Here is a 23172-nt window from a genome sequence, read left to right as displayed (position 1 = left end):
AACCCGTGCGTCCTTAGCTCAGCTGGATAGAGTACCTGGCTACGAACCAGGCGGTCGGAGGTTCGAATCCTCCAGGACGCGCCACTCTCTAGGTCATAGACCTGATGTTGGTTAACTTAATCAATATCGAAAACATTGCGCGCTCGTAGCTCAGCTGGATAGAGTACCTGGCTACGAACCAGGCGGTCAGAGGTTCGAATCCTCTCGAGCGCGCCATTATTAAGGGCTTTAGTCCTGATAGTGATTTAATCATTATCAAAACCCGTGCGTCCTTAGCTCAGCTGGATAGAGTACCTGGCTACGAACCAGGCGGTCGGAGGTTCGAATCCTCCAGGACGCGCCACTATTTAGGTCATAGACCTGATGTTGGTTAACTTAATCAATATCGAAAATATTGCGCGCTCGTAGCTCAGCTGGATAGAGTACCTGGCTACGAACCAGGCGGTCAGAGGTTCGAATCCTCTCGAGCGCGCCATCATTGAAAGCCTCGCAGAAATGTGGGGTTTTTTTATTAACAATTATTTAGCATAATTGTTACCCTTCATATACAAAGCCTTGTTTTTTAAGCGCTATTTTCAGAACTTTTAAGCCTATCGCAGTAAAGTCCCTAAAGTTGGAATAACGTGGGATAAACGCTAGTTATTTGTGCTTTTCATATCGAATATTCCAGCTTTATGTGATTTGTGTGACGAATATTTCCCTAGAAATGTGCAATATCATAAAGTGTGCCTTAAACAAAATTGACAAAATTTAATCAATCGAGATAATCCTAGTCCTCTTGTCGGGATCATAGGAAGCATCCAACGGCAATATTAGTACTGTGAAGTACAGCCACGATTAAGTGATAAGTTTCACAAAGTAACAGCTTGATCGCTGAGCCAATTGTCAGGATGACAAAGAAAGGACGCAAAATGGACAATATTGGAAGCCAATTATTTGATGCTGCCACCCTGATGGTTACAGGGATGTCGGTAGTATTCATTTTCCTCACAATTCTTGTATACCTCGTTCGGTTGATGTCTCGGTTAGTGCCAGAGGAAGTGCCAGAGCCGATTGCTACCCCAGTACAAAATAAATCAGTTCAATCATCTTCTGCTGTCAGCCCGAAGGTCGTAGCGGCTATCTCTGCCGCGGTACATCAGTACCGTACCTCTGCAGCTAAATAGCAATTAAAGGATTAAAAGGAGTTAATGAGCATGTCTAAACCACTAGCTATCACCGATGTGGTACTTCGTGACGCCCATCAATCATTATTTGCCACGCGTATGCGTATCGAGGATATGTTACCGATCGCCGCAGAGCTGGATAAAATCGGTTACTGGTCTTTAGAAACTTGGGGTGGTGCGACTTTCGATTCGTGTATTCGCTTCTTGGGTGAGGATCCATGGGAGCGTTTACGTGAGCTGAAAAAAGCAATGCCAAATACGCCAATGCAAATGCTATTGCGCGGTCAGAACCTATTAGGTTACCGCCACTATGCTGACGATGTTGTCGAGAAATTTGTTGAGCGTGCCCATACTAACGGCATGGACGTTTTCCGTATCTTTGATGCGATGAATGACGTTCGCAACTTCCAAAAAGCGGTCAAAGCGACCGTAGATGTTGGCGCTCATGCACAAGGCACGCTGTCATACACAACTAGCCCGGTTCATAATGTGGATACTTGGGTGGATTTGGCGAAACGTCTTGAAGATCTGGGTTGTCACTCGCTATGTATTAAAGATATGGCGGGTCTGCTTAAGCCATATGAAGCTGAAGAGTTAGTTACTCGTATTAAAGCATCGTGTGATGTACCTCTTGCTCTGCATTGTCACGCGACAACCGGGCTTTCAACGGCGACTGCGGTTAAAGCGGTCGAAGCGGGGGTAGACATTCTCGATACCGCGATTTCATCAATGAGTTGTACTTACGGCCATACACCAACAGAAACAGTGGTGGCGATGCTACAAGGCACTGAACGCGATACCAATCTACAACTGGATCAACTCGAGCCAATTGCGGCTTACTTCCGTGAAGTGCGTAAGAAATACGCCAAATGGGAAGGTCAGTTAAAAGGTGTTGATTCACGTATTCTGATTGCTCAAGTCCCTGGTGGCATGCTGACCAACATGGAAGGTCAGCTAAAAGAGCAAGGCGCTGCGGATCGTATTGATGAAGTGCTAGAAGAGATCCCTCGTGTACGCCAAGATCTTGGCTTTATCCCTCTAGTGACGCCAACGTCACAGATCGTCGGTACACAAGCGGTGATCAACGTGCTAACAGGCGAGCGCTACAAGAGCATCACCAAAGAGACTGCGGGCGTGCTGAAAGGTGAATATGGCGCGGCACCAGCTGAAGTGAATGCTGAGTTGCAAGCGCGAGTGCTTGATGGTGCAGAACCGATTACTTGTCGTCCGGCGGATCTTCTCAAATCTGAATTAGATAAGCTAACAGATGATCTTCTAGCGAAAGCCAAAGAAGAGGGGATCTCTCTGGCTGAAGATACCGTGGATGATGTGCTGACGTATGCGTTGTTCCCACAAGTTGGTCTTAAGTTCCTTAAAAACCGTCATAACCCTGAAGCCTTTGAACCTGCACCAGGCAAAGAAGTACCTGCTCCTGTTGCTGCCCCAGCAGCAGCGCCTGTCGCCGGTGGTATCGAGACCTACAGTGTCAAAGTAGATGGTCAAGTTTATGATGTTGAAGTTGGTCCTCAAGGGCAATTGACTTCGGTTACGCCTGCCGCAGCGCAAGCCCCTGCTCCAGCAGCGGCGCCAGTCGCGTCTGGTAATGCTGAAGCGGTTCCAGCGCCATTGGCGGGTAACATCTTTAAAGTGAATGTCCAAAGTGGCTCTGAAGTCGCTGAGGGTGATGTGTTGTTGATCCTTGAAGCGATGAAGATGGAAACTGAAGTACGCGCAGCTCGTGGTGGTGTAGTTCAGGATCTTCACGTCAAAGAAGGTGATTCAGTCGTTGTTGGCGCTCCGCTATTAAGCCTTGCGTAAGGGAGTACCATGGAAGGATTACTAACTCTCTGGTCTGAGACTGGTATTGCTAATTTTGAGTTTGGTCAGCTGTGCATGATTGCCGTTGGTTGTACTCTGCTTTATTTAGCAATCCGTAAGGGCTTTGAACCGTTGTTGCTATTACCGATTGGTTTTGGTGCCATTTTGGCCAATATTCCAGTGGTTGGTTTAGCAAACAGCGCCGTCGTTAACGCAATTGCTGCAGGTGATATTAACCTACTGACTCAGTTTGCTTCAGTACTTGGTATTAATGATATCTCAGCAGAAGCGGTAAAAGCTGCCTACAAGATGGCTGAGCCAGAGCAATTGACCTTACTGGAGTCATTAGCAAGTAACGCGAAGTTCACCGATGGCACACTTTATACTTTCTATAAAGTGGCGGTAGCCTCTGGTATTGCTCCTCTGCTTATTTTCTTAGGTGTGGGCGCGATGACCGACTTTGGTGCGCTGATCGCTAACCCAAAAACCTTGTGGTTAGGGGCAGCGGCGCAGTTTGGTATCTTTGCGACACTGTTTGGTGCGATTCTATTGAACTACGTGCCTGGTATGGAATTCTCCATGCCAGATGCCGCTTCAATCGCGATCATTGGTGGTGCGGACGGTCCAACGGCTATCTTCTTAGCAAGTAAGTTGTCGCCTGATTTGCTTGGTGCGATTGCTGTTGCTGCATACAGCTACATGGCATTAGTACCAATTATTCAGCCGCCAATTATGAAAGCGTTAACCACACCGGAAGAGCGCAAGATCAAGATGGCTCAGTTACGTCATGTGGGTAAGACAGAGAAAATTCTGTTTCCGCTGTCTGTACTGATGATGGCTATTTTGTTCTTACCATCAGCAACGCCACTGGTTGGGATGTTCTGTTTGGGTAACTTGATGCGCGAAGCGGGCGTGGTTGATCGCCTTTCTAAAACGGCGCAGAACGAGCTTATCAATATTGTCACCATCTTCTTAGGTTTAAGTGTCGGCTCGAAGTTGCAAGCCGAGGAGTTCTTAAACTTAGAGACTCTAGGTATCCTCGCTTTAGGTGCGGTTGCGTTTAGTATCGGTACTGCGGGTGGTGTGTTGATGGCGAAGCTGTTGAATAAGTTCTCTAAAGAAGACATTAACCCACTGATTGGTGCCGCTGGTGTTTCAGCGGTCCCAATGGCAGCTCGAGTGGTAAACAAAGTCGGCTTAGAAGCCAATCCGCAAAACTTCCTGTTGATGCATGCAATGGGACCAAACGTAGCGGGCGTGCTGGGTTCGGCGGTCGCGGCGGGTATCTTGCTTGCCCTGGTAGGGTAGTGACAAAAGGTTTTGTCGTTGCCCTTCACACTTGAGTGAGAACTTGGTTAATTTGCAAACAAGTGGTTAACCTAGGCAAACAAAATGTTATATATTCAAAGGGATGCTTCGGCATCCCTTTTTTTACATCAATAAGGATTGGTTGATATGGAAAATAAACAAGTTGTCATCCCTCAATTTGGCGCACCAGAAGTACTCTCTATTCAGACGGTTCAAATACCTGAGGCTCAGCCTGGCTACGTGGTAGTGAAAGTGGCTTTTGCCGGCGTCAATCCGATTGATGTAAAAACGCGCGCCGGGCTAGGTTGGGCAGCCGCTGAGAATAAAGATAATCTGCCTTGGGTGCTGGGCTATGACATTGCCGGTTCAGTACACAGCGTTGGTGATGGCACCGACAAATTTGAAATCGGTGATAAAGTCGCAGGTTTTATTGGTTTTCCTTTGCAAGGTGGTGGCTATAGCCAGTATGTGGCGGTGCCAGAACAAGCACTAAGCCGGGTACCTGATGCGGTTACTTTGGAAGCTGCTGCAGCGTTGCCATTAGCCGGACAAACTGCGGTGCAAGCGTTAGACACCGTCTCGATTCAAGAGGGACAACGTGTACTGATCCTTGCGGGTGCTGGCGGTGTTGGGCATATTGCAGTGCAGCTTGCGGTCGCAGCCAAAGCCGAGGTATTTACTACTTGCAGTGAAAGCAATCTTGATTACCTAGCGACGCTTGGTGCTCATGCGGTGAATTACCATTTTGCTCCAGTCTCTGAGCGTGTCGAAGAAGCCGATGTGTTAGTCGATCTTGTGGGTGGAGAAGCGGCGCTTGATGCGTTGAAGTGCCTAAAAGATGGTGCGAGAGTGGTGACGGTGCCGACATTAAGTGCCGAGCTCATTTGTGAAAAAGCCAAACTGTTAGGTTTTGAAGCCACGGGGATGCTGGTTGACCCGAATCCTGAACAGCTAGATGCCATGCTCTACATGGTTAGCGTGGGTCTGCTTAAAACAGAAATTTATCAAGTCTACCCGATGGATCAGGTAGTGGACGCCCATAAGCAAATGGAAACAGGGCACACACGAGGAAAAATTTTGTTGGATATGCAATGCTAGAAACGTTCAATACTGCGTTTCAATCTTTCGCATTATGGTTTTCTGATTCTGCACTTTGGGTTCTTTTTTTCAGTGGTTTTCTTAGTGCAACCTTATTACCCGGCGGCTCAGAAGCAGGATTAATTGCTACTCTGAGCCTAGATCAATATTCTCCAGCTATGGTTATATTAGTCGCGACTCTTGGTAACACCTTGGGTGGGCTGACTAATTATTGGTTAGGACTATGGCTACCTAATCGAACTCAAAACGAAAAACATGGTCATAAAGCCATACAGTGGCTGCAAAAGTATGGCTACTGGACGTTGTTTTTTAGTTGGTTACCTGTCATTGGTGATCCTTTGTGTCTTGCAGCAGGTTGGCTTCGCATGAAATTTTGGCCGAGTTTTTGGCTAATTCTTATCGGTAAAGCCTTTCGTTATTCCTTACTTGCTGCCTTGTTTTACGGTCTTTTCTAAGGAAATACGATGAGAAAGTTTCTAATCGGTGCTGTTTCTCTTACCGCGTTATTCGGTTGCACCTCAAATCTCGATTATTCCGTACCGTTTTTTTCCTCTCTTCCTCAAGGCGTGACGTTAGTTGAAGAGGTGAATGCTGTCGCAGGTAAGGCGACCATCCCTTACAGTAAATATAAACTCGATAATGGCTTAACCGTTATTCTTTCGCCAGATCACTCCGATCCTCTGGTCCATGTTGATGTGACCTATCATGTTGGTTCCGCTCGTGAAGAAATCGGTAAATCAGGTTTTGCCCATTTCTTCGAACATATGATGTTCCAAGGCAGCGAGCATGTTGGCGATCAAGAACATTTTCGCTTGATCACTGAAGCGGGTGGCACGCTAAATGGCACCACTAACCGTGACCGAACCAATTATTTTGAGACGGTGCCGGCGAACCAGTTAGAAAAAATGCTGTGGCTAGAGTCAGACCGTATGGGCTTTTTGCTGGATGCGGTTTCACAACGTAAGTTTGAAGTTCAACGCGATACGGTGAAAAACGAGCGTGCGCAAAATTACGATAATCGCCCTTATGGTTTGATGTGGGAGAAAATGGGCGAAGCGATGTATCCAGAAGGTCATCCATATTCATGGCAAACCATAGGTTATGTTGAGGACTTAGATCGTGTTGATGTAAACGATCTCAAAGCGTTTTTCCTACGTTGGTATGGCCCTAATAATGCGGTATTGACTATTGGTGGCGATATTGATGTTGAGCAGACGCTCGAATGGGTGAATAAGTATTTTGGTTCGATTCCTCGCGGTCCAGAAGTTGAGCAGGCAGACAAACAACCTGCTGTGCTTACTCAAGATAAGTACATCACTTTAGAAGATCGCATCAGACAGCCAATGGTATTAGTCGGCTGGCCGACGCAGTACAGTGGTCATCAAGATGAAATGGCGCTAAACGCACTCGCTTCAACACTAGGTAGTGGCGCAAATTCGTTGTTGTACCAAAAATTAGTTAAGACGCAAAAAGCCGTCGATGCTGGCGCGTTTCAAGACTGCTCTGAATTAGCATGTAATTTCTATATCTATGCGATGGCACCATCGGGTGATAAAGGACAATTAAAGCCGCTGTATCAAGAGATGATGCAGATTTTAGCTGGATTTGAAAAACAAGGTATCAGCCAAGAGCGCTTGGATGAAATTACCGGAATGTCAGAGTCATCGGCGGTATTTGCACTGCAAAGCGTTAAAGGCAAAGTATCACAGCTAGCAGCTAACGAGACTTTTTTTGGTCAGCCAGATCGACTACAAACTCAGTTAGAGCGTATTCGCGCAGTGACACCTGAGTCGGTAATGGCAGCCTACAAGCAGTACATTAATGGTCATCACAAAGTGACATTAAGTGTTGTACCGAAAGGGCGGGTAGATTTGGCGGTTGCACCAAGCACGTTTACTACGCCACCTCGCACGTTGCCTGAATATCAAAAAGTTAATGAAAGTGACTTAGTCTATCGCCGTGCTACGGATGATTTCGACCGTTCGGTGATGCCACAAGTGGCAGAAGCTGTTAAAGCCGAAATGCCTAAGTTGTACCGAGTTTACTTTGATAATGGCGCAGAGCTGTTGGGTACCGTGAGCGATGAGACACCCACAGTCCAAATGGATATTCGTCTACCTGCCGGTGAGCGTTATGCCGCGAAAGATCAAGAAGGCATTGCAAATCTAACCGCGGCGATGATGCAAGAGGGAACACAAAAGTCGACTTTGGAAGAGCTGCAAGCGCGTTTGGATAAACTAGGTAGTAGTGTGGCTATCAATGCGGGTAACTATACAACAACTATCTCACTGGCGAGTTTAGAGAAGAACCTGCCGCAAACATTAGCTATCGTTAATGAAGTCCTATTTGAGCCTGCGTTTAAGCAACAAGATTTTGACCGAGTAAAGAAACAGATGCTTGAAGGGTTAGTTTATCAGCATCAGCAGCCTAGTTGGTTAGCTTCTCAAGCCACGCGTCAGGTGCTGTTTAGTGGCTCACTCTATCAGCGTCCGAGTGATGGTACCTATCAATCGGTTAGTCAATTAACGCTTGAAGATGTGAAACAATTCTACCGCCAGCATTACACGCCGCAAGGTGCGCAAATTGTCGTGGTGGGCGACTTGTCGAAAACTAATGTGATTTCACAGCTTAAGTTTATTGAGAGCTGGCATGGTGAAGCGGCTCCACTTTTGAGTCCTCAATTGGTTAAGCCTGTTGAAGGTCGTACGATTTATTTAGTCGACAAACCGGGAGCTCCGCAAAGTGTGGTGCGTATGGTACGTCAAGGTTTGCCGTTTGATGCGACAGGAGAAGTGTATCTCACTCAATTAGCTAATTTTAATCTGGCGGGTAATTTTAATAGCCGTCTGAACCAGAATTTGCGTGAGGATAAAGGTTATACCTATGGCGCGAGTGGCTACCTTGCTGCCAGTCGTGAGGTTGGTGCGGTGGTGTTCTCTGCTCAAGTGCGCGCGGACGCGACTCTGCCATCGATTGTTGAAATGGAAAAAGAGCTTCAGCAATTCAGCGAAAACGGGATGACAGATGAGGAGCTCAACTTTATGCGTCTGGCGGTTGGTCAACAAGATGCGCTTAAGTATGAAACACCATCACAGAAAACGCAGATGCTTGGTGGTATCTTAACCTTTAGCTTAGATGAGGATTATCTACAGCAGAGAAATGAAATTGTCGAAACGGTCAACAAGGATGTGCTAGATGCGTTGGCGAAGAAGTGGTTTAATCCAAAAGATTACCAAATTATTGTTGTTGGTGATGCTAAAAGGTTAAAGCCACAGCTGGAATCGTTACAGATTCCTATCAAAGAGCTTGAAATTGTCCAGTAAAGGACACATAAAGAGAGCATGTTGGTAGGGCGGATAATTCCGCCCTACAGTATGTATTGAGCCAGTTCTTGCTATATCAGACCTATTATATAGCTATGAACCACAGATTAAGGCGACTCCGTTTTGACAGATTTTGCTGCGCGTTTAGAGAAAGTTGCCCGCAACCCAGAAGTATTTAAGAATTTTGGTCGCGGTGTAGAACGAGAAACCCTGCGCTATAAACAAGGTGGTAAGCTGGCAACCACCCCGCACCCAAGTGGCTTGGGCTCTGCATATTCCAATAACTGGATTACTACCGACTTTGCCGAGTCGTTATTGGAATTTATCACTCCCGTGTCACAAGATATTGATACCTTGTTGGCTCAGTTAGAGGATATTCATCACTTCACTCAAACCAAATTAGACGGTGAAAAGATGTGGCCGCTATCGATGCCATGCTACGTCTCTGATGAAGACATCATTAACCTCGCTCAATATGGCACATCAAACTCAGGCAAAATGAAAACGCTTTACCGTGAAGGTCTTAAGCGTCGTTATGGAAGTCTGATGCAAATAATCTCGGGTGTGCATTTTAACTTCTCTTTCCCAGATCAGTTTTGGGACGCGCTACATGGCGAGCAGGATGAGGAGTCGCGTCAGGCAACGAAGTCTGATGGCTATTTTGCATTGATCCGTAACTACTATCGCTTTGGTTGGCTAATTCCATTCTTCTTTGGTGCTTCGCCTGCGTTGTGTTCATCGTTTATTCAAGGTCGTGAAACCAAGCTGCCGTTTGAGAATATTGGTCATACGCTTTACTTGCCGCAAGCGACATCTTTGCGTTTAAGTGATCTTGGCTACACCAGCAGTGAACAAAGCGTGCTTAAGATCGGTTTTAACAGCATTGAAGAGTACCTAGAAGGTTTAAACAGTGCGATTCGCCTACCATCTGCTGAGTTCGCCAAAATTGGGGTGAAAGTGGATGGCGAGTATCGTCAGCTAAACAGTAATGTGCTGCAAATCGAAAACGAACTGTACGCACCCATTCGCCCTAAACGAGTGACGCAAAAAGGTGAAAAACCATCTGAAGCTTTAACTCGTGGTGGCGTAGAGTACATCGAAGTTCGTTCATTGGATGTTAACCCGTACAGTGCCATCGGTATCGACAAAGACCAAGTTCGTTTCCTTGATTTGTTCCTGACTTGGGCTGCACTGAGCGACTCTGAGCCGATGGATTTCTGTGAGCAAGCATGCTGGCGTGAAAACTGGAATAAAGTGGTGCTCGACGGTCGTAAAGTGGGTCTAGAGCTGCAGATCGGCTGTAAAGGTGAAGTTTTGACGCTGCAAGAGTGGGCGAAGCGAGTGTTCGTAGAGCTTGGCCAAGTCGCAGAGAAGATGGACCAAGTTCTGGGCGGGAATGAATATCAAGCAGTTTGCGATAAACTGATGACTTGGATTGATAACCCGGAACTCACACTTTCTGGTCAAGTACTTGCGGATACTAAAGCTCATCAAGGGCTAGGTAATCTAGGGCGCACTTTAGGGCGTAAATACATTGAGCAGCATCTTGCGCACCAATATGTTGAATATTCACAAGCTAAGATGGAAGCCGAAGTGGCGCGTTCGATTGAGGCTCAAAAAGCGCAAGAAGAATCCGATACATTGAACTTTGATGATTTCTTAACTGACTATTTCTCTTACTTAAAACAATAATGATGACCAAAGAAAGGATTCTAAAGCTCGCTCTATTAATTAGCGCAGTCAGCTTGGCAGGCTGCGCTACTCCACCGCCAGCCAATCAAAGTAACTTGTGTTCGATTTTTCGTGAAAATCCGGACTGGTTTGATGATGCGGTTGATATGCAAGAAGAGTGGGGCACGCCAATCAATGTGGCAATGGCATTTGTAAAGCAAGAGAGTAGCTTCAGGCACGATGCTAGACCGCCGAAAGATTACCTGTTAGGTTTTATTCCATGGGGACGCGTGAGCAGTGCTTATGGTTATGCACAAGCGCAAGATCCTGCATGGGAAGACTTTCAAAAAGCGACCAATCACGGTGGTTCACGCACCAATTTTGATGATTCACTGATGTTTATTGGCTGGTATACCTCTGAGACGCAAAAGCAATTGGGCATCTCAAAGTGGGATCCATACAATCAATATTTGGCGTATCACGAAGGCCGAGGTGGGTATAAACGTAAAACCTACCAAGGTAAGCCTTCACTTATTCGCGTCGCGCGTAAAGTGGAGCAGCAAGCAAAGGATTATGGTTGGCAACTGAAACAGTGCCGCCAAGAGTTGGAAAATAATAGTAGCTGGTTTTTTTAACTAGCAGGAGAGGGACGATGCCATTACTAGATAGCTTTACCGTTGATCACACGCGCATGAATGCGCCAGCGGTACGTGTAGCAAAAACCATGACTACGCCTAAGGGTGACACCATTACTGTGTTTGATCTGCGTTTTACTGCACCGAACAAAGATATTTTGTCAGAAAAGGGAATTCATACTCTTGAGCACCTGTATGCTGGTTTTATGCGGAATCACTTAAATGGTGATAGCGTTGAGATCATTGATATTTCACCGATGGGTTGCCGTACTGGTTTCTACATGAGCTTGATTGGTGCACCTGATGAGCAGCAAGTAGCAAGTGCGTGGCTGACCGCAATGCAGGATGTATTGAAAGTGGAAGATCAAAATAAGATCCCTGAGCTAAATGAATACCAATGTGGTACCGCGGCAATGCATTCACTCGATGAAGCAAAGCAAATTGCTGAAGCGATCATCGCTGCGGGTATTTCGGTTAACAAAAACGATGAATTGGCGTTGCCAGAATCGATGCTTAACGAATTACGCGTTGATTGATCATTCGATGAAAACAAAAAGGAAGGCATCATGCCTTCCTTTTTTCGTTCTAGAGTTGGTCATTACTGCGCTTTAGGCAGTACCACGACTTGTGTTTTTGCCCAAATATCGTGGAAGCCACGTTTTTGGGGATCGAGTGGCACGGTAAAGTTAGCCAAACCAAAGCCAGAGGTTGCTAAGCGGATAAGTGCTTGCGTGACCGTGATGCGACCACCTTGTAGGTTACGTACTTGAATTTTCCATGCGCGCATGCCCAGTGTTTGTCCTGCACGTGTCCAGAAGAAGACAAAGAAGTAAACCCAGACGGCGGCTAAGTAGAAAGTGTACAGTGGGCTCCAAACTGGGTGGTTGGTGAGTAAATCGCTCACATCAACGTAAGGCGCGATATGGATAAGGTTCATTGCCATCAGTGCATGTAAAACGGCGATTACGATACCGGCTGCCATCATTTCAATCGCAATAATAATTAGGCTGTCATAAAACAGGGCACCGAGGCGGCGCATTAAGCCCGCTGGTGGAAGTGGCTGTTGGGTACTCATACTAGTCACTCAATTTGGAAAATAGGCGTCAGGATAATGTTTCACATCTTATGTGAAAAGAGAGCTTGCGCACAGGTTAATGTTTTATGGCGAAATAATCAGCAAACGATAGTGGTTTCAGTCTTTTGCACTTGCACGATACGCGTTGTTACGTATAATGCCAAACATCAAGAGGCGATAGCCTTAAGATGCCGGTATGGTGAAATTGGTATACACGACGGATTCAAAATCCGTTGCCTTCGGGCGTGGCGGTTCAAGTCCGCCTACCGGTACCATATTCAAATGACAAAGCCTCGACGAAAGTCGGGGCTTTGTTGTATCTGAGGTTTGTGAATTTAAAATCCAGCGTGGCGTGTCGAACGTGACCCCGGTAAGTCCACCACAGGTTCCATATTTAGAAAGGTCGCTTTTATAGCGACCTTTTGTCGTTTTGGGCATTTGAAAATTAGTGAAATTCAATATCCAGCGTGGCGTCAGGTGTGCCTGCCCAGTCAAGTCGCCTACCGGTACCATATTTAAATGACAAAGCCTCGACGAAAGTCGGGGCTTTGTTGTATCTGAGGTTTGTGAATTTGAAATCTAGCGTGGCGTGTCGAACGCGCCCCCGGTCAGTCCACCACAGGTACTATATTTAGAAAGGTCGCTTTTATAGCGACCTTTCGTCGTTTTAGGCATTTGAAAATTAGTGAAATTCAATATCCGGCGTGGCGTCAGGTGTGCCTGCCCAGTCAAGTCGCCTACCGGTACCATATTCAAATGACAAAGCCTCGACGAAAGTCGGGGCTTTGTTGTATCTGAGGTTTGTGAATTTGAAATCCAGCGTGGCGTGTCGAACGCGCCCCCGGTCAGTCCACCACAGGTACTATATTTAGAAAGGTCGCTTTTATAGCGACCTTTCGTCGTTTTAGGCATTTGAAAATTAGTGAAATTCAATATCCGGCGTGGCGTCAGGTGTGCCTGCCCAGTCAAGTCGCCTACCGGTACCATATTTAAACGATAAAACCTCAGGCTTTTAAGGGTTTTTGTTGTACCTGCTCGAATATAAAAAGCCCTTCGTTGTTTTTTTCCTTATAATCCAATCGGATGATATTGATGGCTAACAAGATATAGCCTTTAGCTGAGCACAAAATGAAAAGTAACAGAGCACTATTAACTAAATTTATCATATTGATTGGACTACTCAGTTTTGTCAGCGTGGTGGGGTATAACTTCATCACGGAAGGCATACAAGATGCGGTGATTTTCACTCCAGTGGTGGATGATTTTATGTGGGGAATTCTTTGTTCGCTTTTTGGCGTGGTTAGCTTTGCTATTGCATGGAAAAGCAAATCCGTGTCTGGAAAACTTTGGCATGCAGTGAAAGGTATTTTCTTTTTAGTCAGTGGTCTAGCCATGCTATTTAATGGTATACAGGCATTATCCTGAAAGGGCTAGGTGTCCTTCTATCTAACTGGCAGTGGCGTTGACGACCGTATTGCGTCCGTTCTTCTTGGCTTGGTAGAGCGCTTTATCGACTCTATCTAGATAGTAGAGAAAATCATCTTCTGGTCGCGGAGTATGGTAGAAAACGCCAATAGAGCAGGAGAGTTGAACTTGTTGCTGCTGAGATTGATCGAAAATCGTCAGTTGCTGTACGGCAAGGCGAGTTTGCTCTGCTAGCTTTAAACTTCTATCCACTGTCGCATTACGGCTGACGACCAGGAATTCTTCACCACCCATACGAAAGACCAGATCTTCACTTTGTCTGAAGATCGAGTTTAAGCTCTGCCCTACCTTGGCAATCGCCTCATCTCCTTTCAGATGACCAAATGAGTCATTGAGCTTTTTAAAATGGTCTAGATCGATCGAGATAAAACTCAACATTGATTGCTGCAATTTAGCTTGCTGCAGTTCATTTTCGATCATCAACATAAAGTGGCGGCGATTGTATAAACCAGAGAGTTCATCGGTAATCGACAGCTTTTGTAATTGATGGTTTAAGGCAAGCAGATCTTTTTCTGCTTTGATGCGGCGATGTTTCTCGCGGATAAGTTCAATCGCGTGAGAAGAGAGCTCTTCATACATATTTAAAACGGTGTCAATTAAGACACCGACAGAGCCTTTCATTTTGAGCTGAGCTCGCTCTTTGGCTTGTTCCAATGAGTAGTCGCTGCGTAGCTCATCAACCACTAAACTCATCTTTTTGTCATCATCGAGAATATGCAACGCTAGCCAGCGAATAAGAAATTGCAGGATGCTCTCGATGGTTTCTTGCCAACTGGCGGTTTCTGCATTCTGCTTGATTTGATTGATGTCTGGTAAAAAAGACTGGTGGGTTTTGACATGCTGATTTGCCCAGTCATCTTGCTGGAAATACTCTGCCCAAACTCGTTCTTCTTCTTCGAAGTGATACACAGTATAGGCAGCGAGCTCATCGAATACTTCAGCGACTTCAATGCGATTTTCATGGACTAAGGTATTGGCGAGTTTATTCACCAAGCGAAACAAAATTTTGTGCTGTTCATCGATGCTTTCGATGCCTGTTTCAAAATTAGTATTCCAAGGAAAAACGACGATTTCGTGCTGGGGCATAAGTAACACTGAGGCTAGAACAATTCTTGGTTGATGTTATCGAACGACGTAGTAAATAAAAAGGCTTTTGCTTTGTGTATTTGATCTTCTGCTAAAGTAGTAAGTACTAATGCGATTTTTTTGGCAGTTTAAATAGAACAAAGCCTCGACAGAGTCGAGGCTTTAGCGTTAATAGAGATGATTATTTGTAGATGCGGTCAAAACCTGCTTCTAGGTCTTCGATTAGGTCACCCACATTTTCTAGACCAACGTGGATACGAATCAACGTGCCTTCGAAGTCTACTGGATTCGCAGGGCGAATCGCATTTAGCTCTTCTGGTTGGTTGGCTAGAATCAGTGATTCGAAACCACCCCATGAGTAAGCCATAGAGAAGTGCTTAAAGTTATCTAAGTAAAGCTCTAGCTCTTGTTGCGATAGCTTCTTGTTGAGTACGAAGCTAAATAGACCGTTACAGCCTTTGAAGTCACGTACATAGAATTCGTGACCTTTACAGCTTGGTAGTGCTGGGTGGTTAACCACTGCTACTTCTGGGCGATCTGCTAGCCAACGAGCCACTTCGATACTTGCTTTCTCGTGTTGAGCAAGACGAATACCCATAGTACGTAGACCGCGAGAGGCAACGTAAGCAGTATCGGCATCCACCATTTGACCCATTAGGTAAGAGCGCTCTCTTAGGCGATCCCAGCAACGTTCGTTACTTACAGCTGTACCTAGCATCGCATCTGAGTGACCGATGATGTACTTAGTACCCGCTTGTATAGAGATATCGATGCCGTACTCAAGTGCTGGGAATAGGATACCCGCAGCCCAAGTGTTATCGATCATGATGATGATCTCTTCATTGATAGCGCGAATTGCTTTAACAATCCCTGGGATGTCTTGTACTTCCATCGTGATTGAGCTTGGTGACTCAAGGAAAACCACTTTGGTATTGTCTTGTACTAGCTCGGCAATTTTTTCGCCCACACTTGGGTCATAATAAGTAGTCGAAACGCCCATGTCTTTCAGTACGATGTTACAGAAATCTTGGGTTGGTTCGTACGCGGCACCCGTCATTAGTACGTGGTCGCCAGACTCAACGAAGGCTAGAATCGAGTTAGAAACAGCCGCTGCACCACATGGGTATAGGTAACAACCCGCGCCACCTTCTAGCTCACACATTGCATCTTGCAGAGCAAAGTGAGTAAGGGTGCCACGGCGACCGTAGAACAGTTCGCCTTTCGCACGGTTTGCCGTTGCGTGTTTCTTCTGTTGCACACTTTCAAATACAAGAGACGATGCACGTTGAATCACTGGGTTTACTGAACCTTGCAGAAAGCGTGGTTTACGACCTGCGGTTACTAATTTGGTTTCCATGTTTTTACTAGTCATAAGATAACTCTCTTTGTATTTATTATGCTAACTGCTGTTCTGTGTTTTGTTGTGTTTGTGCTTCTTTCTTGCCCATGAAACGCTCGACGATTTGCGTCGCGTTTAGGTCGTGAATCACGTTTAGTAGTGTTGCTGGTGCATCAGTGATGGTGCCGATTACTACCAACATTGGGATAACTTCTAGAGGTAGACCTAGTGTGGTTACGATGAAGATCTCACCTAGGAAAGCGCCACCCGGTACACCGCCTACGATGATTGCTGATAGAACCGCGATGATCATAGTGGTAACGAATACGTCGAATGTGAAAGGCATGCCTAGTACTGCGTAGATGAAGACAATCTTCAGTGCAGCAATCATCGCTACGCCACCTTTGTTTAGGTTAACCAGTAGCGGTAGACAGATATCCGCGATCTCTTCTTTGATACCCATGTTTTTCGCCGCGCGAATCGTTACCGGCAGCGTACCTAGAGAAGAGCATGTACCTAGTGCTGTGATTGAAGGCTCTGCAGCGTTTTTCCAGAAAGCTTTCACGCCTTTTACGCCACCACCGATGTATGAGTACACAACTGAGCCAATTACGAAGTAAATAGCGGCTGTTACGAAGAACAGGATAGATGCGCTAGCAAAAGTGCTCAGTAGTTCAGTGTCTTGCTCCGCCATAGTTGCTGCGAAGAATGCGCCAAGACCGAGTGGTGCACCTTTCATGATCAAACCAACGATGTTCATTACGACTTCGTTCGCGCTCTTTAGTAGCTCAGCGATCACTTTGCCACGCTCACCCGCTTGACCAATCGCAATACCGCCAAGAACCGACATGATGATTAGAGCAAGGATGTTTGATTTAGATAGCAGACCTACAAAGTCGTTAGTAGTGAACATGCTTACGAAGTCCATGCCACCTTGGCCGCCGGTGAACTTCTCGTTCAGGTCAATAACTACGCCCTGTGCAGGGTCGAAGATAGACGCAACACCGATGATGCCTAGAGCCGGGATTGCAGCCATAGTGATTGAAACAACCAATACTAGACCAAGCAGTTTGCCTAGTTTTTTAAGGTCAGTCATTTCAGCAATAGATGACATTACGCTAATGCCCACAAGAGGCACGATGATCATAAATAAAAGGTTTAAGAAAATTTGCCCGATCGGCTTAACTTTTAGCGCAAGTTCAGGAGATACGATACCAAGCGTCGCACCAGCAACAAGTGCAAGCAGCAAGACGATTGATGAGCGGTAGGGTTCTAATTTTTTCCACATAATTTTTTACTCATTTTGTTATAAGACTAAAATGGTTTAGTGACTACACTAAAATGGTATATTCACTAAACTAAATGAGCAAAGCATCAATATTCAATTAGTGATAGAACTCTAAATAAACCAGTAAAGCGTGATCGGGCTAACATTTAACCGTTCACAGCTTTAATTACGAGCATTAACCTTGCTCAAATATCAGACGATGGTTTTTAACATTGAATGAATATTGGTCATCGAACTTGCGAAAAAGCCGGATTGATTTCTGGGGGGATTGGGGATTGTCGCTGGTGGAGAAAAGCTATACATTGCCTGCGCGAAAGATATGCCTTGAACCGTGTGAGTTTAGGTCTTAGCAATGGCAGTGCTGGTGTAATATGGGATTTTTGCTCGAGGCAGACTCAATTTACTATATTGAAGTTACTCAGGTATGGACTTATATTACTGAAAATTAATAAAAAAGTGAGAGTCGATGAAGGATCTGGAAGAAATCAGCCATTTAATGGATACGCTCAACATTGTCGCAGACAAAATCTCAGCGTATGGCAAAGTCAGTCGACCATATGGAACGGAAGATAACTTACTGGTCCATGAAGTGCATATTGTTGATTACATTGGCAGACATGAAATTGTTACCGCTTCAGATATTGTCGCAGTAACCTATAAGACCAAAGGTGCGATTTCCCAGACGCTAAACAAATTAGCTGAATTGGGGCTGATTGATCGCATTGAGCATCCTAATGATAAACGTAAACAGCGCCTCGTATTGACTGAAAAAGGCTTAGTGGTTTATGACCACCATAGAGAAAAAGACTTAGTTGCTTACTCTCGTTATCAAGACCGATTGTGCAATGTCACTGATGATGATTTACGTAAAGCCAATGAGATCATTAAAACGATTTTTAAACTTTAGATGTCGGAAATTTAGGGCTGACAATACCTAATAAGACTTTTATTTTTAAGCAAAAAGGCACAGTTCACTGAACTGTGCCTTTTGTTTCTAAGCTATCGAGTGGTGGTGCGAATTAGCTGTGTGCGCCGTTCCACACGATATCACGGTAACGTATTGGGTTGGTATCGCCTTCAGTACTAAAGATCATCACAGTCGAGTCAGCACCAAGTCCTAACTGCTCAGCAAACGCTTTGCCTTCATCAGTGGTCATTAGTCGGTACAGAATACCCATTGTGATAGCGCCAGATTCGCCACTGATGACTGCTTGGTCACCTTTTAGAGGGTTACCTAGGATACGCATACCTAGTGCAGCAATGCTGTCATCAGCCGATACACAAGCGTCAGAGCAGTCGCGCAGGATTGGCCAAGTAACAGGGTTTGGCTCACCACAAGCAAGACCTGCCATGATAGACGTTAAGTCGCCTGTTACTGGCGTCATGTCGCCAGCATCGGCTGAACGGAAAATACAGTCAGCAGCACTTGGTTCACCGATGATCGCTTTGAAATTGTCAGCACCTAATGCATCAGCAAAGTAACCAAGAACCCCACCCGCCATTGCGCCCACGCCAGCCTGAAGCATGATGTGCGTTGGCGTCATATTGTCAGCTTGCGCTTGTTCAAGTGCTTCATCAGCCATTGTGATGTAGCCTTGTGAAATCCAAGTTGGGATAGTTTCATAGCCTTCCCATGCTGTATCTTGTACCAGTGTCCAGCCATTCTCATCTGCTGTTTGGCTTGCTAAACGCACGGTATCATCATAATTCACGTCAGTAACGATGCACTCTGCACCTAAGCCACGGATTCGTTCAACGCTTGCTTGAGGTGAACCTTTTGGCATGTATACCACTGCTTTTTGTCCCATTTCACGAGCTGCCCAAGCGACACCTGTGCCATGGTTGCCAGCCGTCGCGGTAGTGAATACGAGAGGCTTTGGTAGTTTTTCTGATACTGTTTTTAAGTCGATTTCGCTGATGTCCACGTTTAGGTGATCGGCGAGCAGGCGACCTAATGCGTAAGAGCCGCCAAGAACTTTAAACGCGTTGAGACCAAAGCGTTTTGATTCGTCTTTAACCAGAATAGCTTTTACACCTAAGTGTTGAGCTAATGTCGGCAGTGAAACTAGCGGTGTCGGTTGGTAACCGTCAATTTGTTGGTGGAAAGCGCGCGTTTGTTTAGCGGCTTGATGGGTAAATAAAGGGCTAGTTTCACCGTTGTAATTTGAGTTCAGAGATAGTTTCAACATGGCAGCTACTTAAATTAAATTGCGTGGAGGAAGGGCGATGCGATAGCAACCGCCCTGAGCATCATTATTTGATGTAAGCGATCGCTTCTACTTCAACGAGAGCATCTTTTGGCAGGCGACCTGCTTGGATGCAAGAGCGTGAAGGAGCGCAATCTGTACCAAATACTTCTGTGTACACTTCATTGAATGCAACGAAGTCTTCCATATCAGCTAAGAAGCAGGTTGTTTTTAGAACAGTATCAATACCTGCGCCACTTTGTTCAAGAATGGCTTTTAGGTTCGCGAGTGATTGACGAGCCTGCTCTTTAATACCGCCTTCAGGAAATGCCATCGTCTCTGGATCGAGAGGCAGTTGACCAGAAGTAAATACTAACTCTTTAAATGCTAGAGCTTGTGAGTATGGACCAATTGCTGCTGGAGCTGATTCTGTATGGATTTGAGTTTTCATCTGTTCTTTATTCCATTATTCCGATTTGTATTCACGAATGTATTTGTAAATCGCGTGACGTGTAATGCCAAGACGTTCAGAGACAAATGCAGTCGCCTCTTTCAGTTCAAAAATGCCGTTATCAAGTAAGATTTTGGTAATGGCTTTGTTTTTACCTTTTAAGTTAATCGTTGAATCTCGTTCAACGTCTTTGATGGCATGTTCGAGAGCGTGCTCTATGACTTCTGTCGGTGAAGAGCCAAAGTTCTCATGCATGCCAACCAAGGCAGTATCTGGCATTAGAGTTTTGATGATTTCTGGAAATGGATGCGAAAGATTCATATTGATACAGAACAAGCCAATTGGCTTATTGTTATCACCTGCCACAACACAAGTTGTTGATTTAAGCAGAGAGCCATCTTTGCTAGTCGTAAAGTAACTTTTTGGTGTGACCTCGCCAGTACTTTCAAATACCCCAAGCATTTTCAATCCCATATCGGTAATCGGTGAGCCGACTTCACGACCGGTGTGATGACCATTAACGATCTTCACAACAGATTGCTCGAAACTATCGAATGAGTGAATAACCACCTCGCAATGTGGACCGATAAAGTCGGCAATGGTATCAGCTAAGCGAAAGTAAGATTGCAAACGCTCTCTGTCACTTTCAGTGAACTCTACATTAAAAGATTGGTATTTGGTTGCATTCATTTCGGGACACTACAGTTAACTTTACTTTAATCCATTCTCCGATTTTTAGTCGAAAAAATCAACTAACTCCGCAGTTCAAGATTAACTTTATGTAACTATAAAAACATTACCGCTTCGCCATTTCAATAGTAAAGTTAACTATAGTTTACCAAATGTAGATCTAAAGCACATTTTTAGGCGAATAAAGTTCATTTTAGTGCACGATAGTTAACTCTATGGCTTGGGTCACATTTTTTAACTGTAATCTAGTTAATACTTCGCTCCATAACGTAAACATTATTGAACTTTAGAGAGCTGAACTTCTCTCCCTACAAAATGATAGAGGTCACTATGCAAAACTATTTAAACCGTGGTTTTGAACAATCTGAATTTGAAATGCGCACTCAGCGTGCCCAAAAAGTCATGCATGAGATGAAACTTGACGCGATGTTATTTACAACAGAGCCAAACGTTCGCTATTTCACAGGTTTCCACACACAGTTTTGGCACAGTCCAACTCGTCCTTGGTTCTTAATTGTTCCTGCAGAAGGCAAACCAATCGCCATCATTCCTGAAATCGGCGCAAGCGGTATGGCAGGTACTTGGATCGACACTATTATCACCTGGCCATCACCACGTCCTGAAGATGACGGTATCAGCCTAGTAGCAAGCGCATTAAATAGCCTTCCTTGTCGCCATGGTCGTGTTGGTGCAACTCTAGGTATTGAATCGCATCTACGTATGCCAACGAACAACTATCTAAAACTGACAACGCTAGTGAAAAAAGACTTCGTTGACTGCTCTCTTGCGATGCACGGTCTTCGCCAAATTAAGTCTCAAGCTGAAATCGAGAAGACTCGTGAAATCTGTCGTATTACCAATGTGGGCTTCAAACGTGTGCCTGAATATGCACGTGCAGGTATGACAGAACGCGAAATTTGTAAGCAATTCCGCATTGATATGCTGCTAGAAGGTGCTGATGAATGTCCTTACATCATTGCAGGCTCTGGTCCTGACGGTTATGACAGCATCATTATGGGACCTACCGATCGCGTGATTGAAGAAGGTGATGTGTTGATCATTGATACCGGTGCAGTGCGTGATGGTTACTTCTCCGACTTTGACCGTAACTGGGCATTTGGTCATGCGAGTGAGCAAACTAAAGCTGCATATCGTGCGACTTATGAGGCAACTACCGCTGGCTTTGAAGCTGCGAAACCTGGAGCGACAACCACTGATATCTACAACGCTATGTGGAAAGTACTAGAAGCAAATGGTGCTTTAGGTAATGACGTAGGTCGTCTAGGGCACGGTCTAGGTATGGAGCTAACAGAGCGTCCTTCAAACACCGCAACAGACAATACAGTGCTAGTACCAGGTATGGTCATGACACTGGAGCCAGGCATGGTTTACGCACCAGGTAAGTCAATGGTGCATGAAGAAAATATCGTAATCACAGAGAACGGTGCGGAATGGTTATCAGAGCGCGCCGAGCCAGAACTGATCATCATCGATTAAATAATCGCTTTATAACATTGACTAAGTTGGCTGCGCTCACCGCAGCCAGCATTTACAAAGGATTTAAACAATGAATATATCAAGTAAAGATACGTTTTTGGGGTGGGTAGCAGCGATATCTGTGGCAGTTATTTGGGGGGTAACAGGTGTAGTATCTAAGCCTCTTTCAATGGCTGTTGATCCAATGACTTTAGTGTTTTTCCGCTATGTAACAGCGGTGATTGGTCTTTCTATCATTTTCTTTTTTACTTCTCGTAGTGAAAGCTTAAGTGCCGATTTAGGTTCATCGTTAACTATCGATAAAAAAGATATTCTGAAAATTGCCTTGTGCGGTATTGTGGGGCAAGGTGTTTTCTCTCTATTTAACTTCTTGTCGTTGTCTCATATTGGTGCGACGGAGAATGGTGTAATTCAAGGTATGCAGCCGTTTGCGACGGTATTCTTTGGCATGATGTTTATGAATTTCCGCATGAACAAAATTCAATGGGCTGCATTTATTGTATCAGCGATCTGTATCTACGCGATGAGCGTTGGTCCAACTAACCAGATCGAAGGTGGTACGCCGATGTTGGGTTACATCTACGTAACGGTTTCTATGCTTTCTTTAGCTTGGACAGCGCACTTACGTGCTAGCCTTGCTGAAAAATATGGTTCAGTAGTATCAATGCTTTATCAATACATCTCTGTTGCAATCATGGGTTTTGTGGTTGTACTGATGATGGGATTAGACTTGAGCCAAATCTTTATTATTCTTGAAAGCCCACTACTAATTGCACTGCTTGTGTTCTTGGGTACAGGTATCTCAGGTGGTAGTTACTTAATTCAGCTTTACTCTTTCAAACGTATTGGCGTTGAAAAAGCAACAATGGCTTTAAACTTGATGCCATTGGTTGGTTACCTTGTTGCGGTACTAACGCTAGGTGAGCAAATGGCGATGGGTAAAACAATTATCGTATCTCTAATTGTGGTTGCTCTGTACGTATTTACTAAATACGAAACAAAAGAAGAAACCAAAAAAGAAACTGAACTAACAGCACAAAAAGCTTAAGTAAAAAA

20 protein-coding genes and 5 tRNA genes are annotated in these 23172 nt (G+C 45.1%); 18 read left to right on the top strand and 7 right to left on the bottom strand.

Going from position 1 to position 23172, the window contains the following annotated elements:
• Positions 1–7 precede the first annotated feature (7 nt).
• The 13 genes from GZN30_RS10925 to luxS all read left to right on the top strand — a co-directional run bounded on the left by GZN30_RS10925 (position 8) and on the right by luxS (position 11555).
• Positions 8–84, top strand: a tRNA-Arg gene (locus tag GZN30_RS10925).
• Between the two features lie 55 nt (positions 85–139).
• A tRNA-Arg gene (locus tag GZN30_RS10920) sits at positions 140–216 on the top strand.
• Positions 217–266: 50 nt separating this feature from the next.
• Positions 267–343, top strand: a tRNA-Arg gene (locus tag GZN30_RS10915).
• A gap of 55 nt (positions 344–398) precedes the next feature.
• Positions 399–475 (top strand) — tRNA-Arg (locus GZN30_RS10910).
• Positions 476–911: 436 nt separating this feature from the next.
• Positions 912–1166 (top strand): oxaloacetate decarboxylase subunit gamma, encoded by a 255-nt coding sequence (locus tag GZN30_RS10905; protein WP_075652681.1) that lies wholly within the window; start codon positions 912–914, stop codon positions 1164–1166.
• 30 nt (positions 1167–1196) lie between these two features.
• Complete coding sequence (oadA, locus tag GZN30_RS10900; RefSeq protein WP_075652682.1) at positions 1197–2984, top strand: sodium-extruding oxaloacetate decarboxylase subunit alpha; 1788 nt, start codon at positions 1197–1199, stop codon at positions 2982–2984.
• 9 nt (positions 2985–2993) lie between these two features.
• Positions 2994–4292, top strand: coding sequence for a sodium ion-translocating decarboxylase subunit beta (locus tag GZN30_RS10895; RefSeq protein WP_075652683.1), 1299 nt, complete (start codon positions 2994–2996; stop codon positions 4290–4292).
• Positions 4293–4439: 147 nt separating this feature from the next.
• Positions 4440–5390 carry an NADP-dependent oxidoreductase gene (locus tag GZN30_RS10890; protein ID WP_075652684.1) on the top strand — a complete coding sequence of 317 codons (951 nt, stop codon included), beginning with the start codon at positions 4440–4442 and terminating at the stop codon, positions 5388–5390.
• On the top strand, positions 5384–5845 hold the full coding sequence (locus tag GZN30_RS10885) for a YqaA family protein (RefSeq protein WP_075652685.1): 462 nt from the start codon (positions 5384–5386) through the stop codon (positions 5843–5845). Before GZN30_RS10890 ends, GZN30_RS10885 begins: the two co-directional genes overlap by 7 nt.
• A 9-nt stretch (positions 5846–5854) precedes the next feature.
• The gene (locus GZN30_RS10880; RefSeq protein WP_075652686.1) at positions 5855–8713 is read left to right on the top strand and encodes a M16 family metallopeptidase; all 2859 of its coding nucleotides are present in this window, start codon (positions 5855–5857) and stop codon (positions 8711–8713) included.
• Between the two features lie 123 nt (positions 8714–8836).
• Positions 8837–10405 (top strand): glutamate--cysteine ligase, encoded by a 1569-nt coding sequence (gene gshA / locus GZN30_RS10875; RefSeq protein ID WP_075652687.1) that lies wholly within the window; start codon positions 8837–8839, stop codon positions 10403–10405.
• Between the two features lie 2 nt (positions 10406–10407).
• Positions 10408–11019 (top strand): transglycosylase SLT domain-containing protein, encoded by a 612-nt coding sequence (locus tag GZN30_RS10870; protein WP_075652688.1) that lies wholly within the window; start codon positions 10408–10410, stop codon positions 11017–11019.
• A gap of 17 nt (positions 11020–11036) precedes the next feature.
• Positions 11037–11555, top strand: coding sequence for an S-ribosylhomocysteine lyase (luxS, locus tag GZN30_RS10865; RefSeq protein ID WP_075652689.1), 519 nt, complete (start codon positions 11037–11039; stop codon positions 11553–11555).
• A 62-nt stretch (positions 11556–11617) separates the two neighbouring features.
• Here luxS and GZN30_RS10860 read toward each other — a convergent pair whose 3' ends face one another.
• Positions 11618–12094, bottom strand: a complete 477-nt coding sequence (locus tag GZN30_RS10860) for an RDD family protein (RefSeq protein WP_075652690.1) — start codon at positions 12092–12094, stop codon at positions 11618–11620.
• Positions 12095–12284: 190 nt separating this feature from the next.
• Here GZN30_RS10860 and GZN30_RS10855 point away from each other — a divergent pair.
• Both GZN30_RS10855 and GZN30_RS10850 read left to right on the top strand, forming a co-directional pair.
• Positions 12285–12369: transfer RNA gene (locus GZN30_RS10855), tRNA-Leu, on the top strand.
• A gap of 853 nt (positions 12370–13222) precedes the next feature.
• On the top strand, positions 13223–13519 hold the full coding sequence (locus GZN30_RS10850; RefSeq protein WP_075652292.1) for a hypothetical protein: 297 nt from the start codon (positions 13223–13225) through the stop codon (positions 13517–13519).
• Between the two features lie 21 nt (positions 13520–13540).
• Here the strand turns inward: GZN30_RS10850 and GZN30_RS10845 are convergent, their stop codons facing one another.
• The 3 genes from GZN30_RS10845 to GZN30_RS10835 form a co-directional block, all read right to left on the bottom strand.
• Positions 13541–14665, bottom strand: a complete 1125-nt coding sequence (locus GZN30_RS10845) for a GGDEF domain-containing protein (RefSeq protein WP_075652293.1) — start codon at positions 14663–14665, stop codon at positions 13541–13543.
• Between the two features lie 181 nt (positions 14666–14846).
• Complete coding sequence (gene metC / locus GZN30_RS10840) at positions 14847–16037, bottom strand: cystathionine beta-lyase (RefSeq protein WP_075652294.1); 1191 nt, start codon at positions 16035–16037, stop codon at positions 14847–14849.
• Between the two features lie 22 nt (positions 16038–16059).
• Positions 16060–17292 carry a dicarboxylate/amino acid:cation symporter gene (locus GZN30_RS10835; RefSeq protein ID WP_075652295.1) on the bottom strand — a complete coding sequence of 411 codons (1233 nt, stop codon included), beginning with the start codon at positions 17290–17292 and terminating at the stop codon, positions 16060–16062.
• A 466-nt stretch (positions 17293–17758) separates the two neighbouring features.
• Between GZN30_RS10835 and GZN30_RS10830 the strand changes: the two genes are divergently transcribed.
• Positions 17759–18199, top strand: coding sequence for a MarR family winged helix-turn-helix transcriptional regulator (locus tag GZN30_RS10830; RefSeq protein ID WP_075652296.1), 441 nt, complete (start codon positions 17759–17761; stop codon positions 18197–18199).
• 112 nt (positions 18200–18311) lie between these two features.
• Here GZN30_RS10830 and dpaL read toward each other — a convergent pair whose 3' ends face one another.
• The 3 genes from dpaL to GZN30_RS10815 form a co-directional block, all read right to left on the bottom strand.
• Entirely contained in the window at positions 18312–19481 is a 1170-nt protein-coding gene (dpaL, locus tag GZN30_RS10825) for a diaminopropionate ammonia-lyase (RefSeq protein ID WP_075652297.1), read from the bottom strand.
• Between the two features lie 64 nt (positions 19482–19545).
• Positions 19546–19929, bottom strand: coding sequence for a RidA family protein (locus tag GZN30_RS10820; protein WP_075652298.1), 384 nt, complete (start codon positions 19927–19929; stop codon positions 19546–19548).
• A 15-nt stretch (positions 19930–19944) separates the two neighbouring features.
• Entirely contained in the window at positions 19945–20619 is a 675-nt protein-coding gene (locus GZN30_RS10815; protein WP_075652299.1) for a helix-turn-helix transcriptional regulator, read from the bottom strand.
• A gap of 330 nt (positions 20620–20949) precedes the next feature.
• Here GZN30_RS10815 and GZN30_RS10810 point away from each other — a divergent pair, with 330 nt between their 5' ends.
• Together GZN30_RS10810 and GZN30_RS10805 are read left to right on the top strand one after the other, a co-directional pair.
• Complete coding sequence (locus GZN30_RS10810; RefSeq protein WP_075652300.1) at positions 20950–22116, top strand: M24 family metallopeptidase; 1167 nt, start codon at positions 20950–20952, stop codon at positions 22114–22116.
• Positions 22117–22186: 70 nt separating this feature from the next.
• Positions 22187–23164: a DMT family transporter gene (locus tag GZN30_RS10805; protein ID WP_075652301.1), complete on the top strand. Its 978-nt coding sequence runs from the start codon at positions 22187–22189 to the stop codon at positions 23162–23164.
• The last annotated feature ends 8 nt before the right edge of the window (positions 23165–23172 follow it).

It is taken from the genome of Vibrio ponticus, assembly GCF_009938225.1.
Classification (GTDB): domain Bacteria; phylum Pseudomonadota; class Gammaproteobacteria; order Enterobacterales; family Vibrionaceae; genus Vibrio; species Vibrio ponticus.
This window is presented reverse-complemented; position numbering and strand designations above follow the sequence as displayed.

Excerpts from the sequence above, each read along its gene's own strand:
- GZN30_RS10815 (WP_075652299.1), bottom strand. The coding sequence starts at position 20,619 with ATGAATGCAACCAAATACCAATCTTTTAATGTAGAGTTCACTGAAAGT.
- oadA (WP_075652682.1), top strand. The coding sequence starts at position 1,197 with ATGTCTAAACCACTAGCTATCACCGATGTGGTACTTCGTGACGCCCAT.
- GZN30_RS10805 (WP_075652301.1), top strand. The coding sequence starts at position 22,187 with ATGAATATATCAAGTAAAGATACGTTTTTGGGGTGGGTAGCAGCGATA.
- GZN30_RS10880 (WP_075652686.1), top strand. The coding sequence starts at position 5,855 with ATGAGAAAGTTTCTAATCGGTGCTGTTTCTCTTACCGCGTTATTCGGT.
- GZN30_RS10810 (WP_075652300.1), top strand. The coding sequence starts at position 20,950 with ATGCAAAACTATTTAAACCGTGGTTTTGAACAATCTGAATTTGAAATG.
- GZN30_RS10835 (WP_075652295.1), bottom strand. The coding sequence starts at position 17,292 with ATGTGGAAAAAATTAGAACCCTACCGCTCATCAATCGTCTTGCTGCTT.
- GZN30_RS10890 (WP_075652684.1), top strand. The coding sequence starts at position 4,440 with ATGGAAAATAAACAAGTTGTCATCCCTCAATTTGGCGCACCAGAAGTA.
- GZN30_RS10830 (WP_075652296.1), top strand. The coding sequence starts at position 17,759 with ATGAAGGATCTGGAAGAAATCAGCCATTTAATGGATACGCTCAACATT.
- GZN30_RS10820 (WP_075652298.1), bottom strand. The coding sequence starts at position 19,929 with ATGAAAACTCAAATCCATACAGAATCAGCTCCAGCAGCAATTGGTCCA.
- GZN30_RS10905 (WP_075652681.1), top strand. The coding sequence starts at position 912 with ATGGACAATATTGGAAGCCAATTATTTGATGCTGCCACCCTGATGGTT.
- GZN30_RS10845 (WP_075652293.1), bottom strand. The coding sequence starts at position 14,665 with ATGCCCCAGCACGAAATCGTCGTTTTTCCTTGGAATACTAATTTTGAA.
- GZN30_RS10850 (WP_075652292.1), top strand. The coding sequence starts at position 13,223 with ATGAAAAGTAACAGAGCACTATTAACTAAATTTATCATATTGATTGGA.
- luxS (WP_075652689.1), top strand. The coding sequence starts at position 11,037 with ATGCCATTACTAGATAGCTTTACCGTTGATCACACGCGCATGAATGCG.
- GZN30_RS10860 (WP_075652690.1), bottom strand. The coding sequence starts at position 12,094 with ATGAGTACCCAACAGCCACTTCCACCAGCGGGCTTAATGCGCCGCCTC.
- GZN30_RS10895 (WP_075652683.1), top strand. The coding sequence starts at position 2,994 with ATGGAAGGATTACTAACTCTCTGGTCTGAGACTGGTATTGCTAATTTT.
- metC (WP_075652294.1), bottom strand. The coding sequence starts at position 16,037 with ATGACTAGTAAAAACATGGAAACCAAATTAGTAACCGCAGGTCGTAAA.
- GZN30_RS10885 (WP_075652685.1), top strand. The coding sequence starts at position 5,384 with ATGCTAGAAACGTTCAATACTGCGTTTCAATCTTTCGCATTATGGTTT.
- dpaL (WP_075652297.1), bottom strand. The coding sequence starts at position 19,481 with ATGTTGAAACTATCTCTGAACTCAAATTACAACGGTGAAACTAGCCCT.
- GZN30_RS10870 (WP_075652688.1), top strand. The coding sequence starts at position 10,408 with ATGACCAAAGAAAGGATTCTAAAGCTCGCTCTATTAATTAGCGCAGTC.